The following is a 246-nucleotide window of genomic DNA, read 5'->3' as shown; positions in this document are numbered from 1 at the left end:
CTTGGTACGTGCGGGGTACCAGCGGCTCGGGGTCGGCTCCTCCGTCGGCTTCCAGAGGGTCGGCATGTCGGGAAGACCGCTGTCGTCGTAGTCGCCGTCCATATGAGGAAACGGAACCGCACGGCCGGAGACCGGCTGCGACGCCTTGAGGAACACGGTCTCTTTCGGAATAGGAACGAGCGTGCTGTCAACGCCGCGCTCGAGCTCCTTCAAAAGACGAATGATCTGTCGTACGCGTGTCATGAA

Annotated in this window: 1 protein-coding gene; it reads right to left on the bottom strand. The window is 61.8% G+C overall.

Features of this window, described 5'->3' with window-relative positions; genetic code table 11:
* A partial coding sequence (locus tag SB772_RS44360) for a hypothetical protein (RefSeq protein ID WP_410839073.1) occupies positions 1–246 on the bottom strand: 246 nt, incomplete at both ends.

Source organism: Paraburkholderia sp. SIMBA_030, assembly GCF_046535245.1.
GTDB lineage: Bacteria > Pseudomonadota > Gammaproteobacteria > Burkholderiales > Burkholderiaceae > Paraburkholderia.
This window is presented reverse-complemented; position numbering and strand designations above follow the sequence as displayed.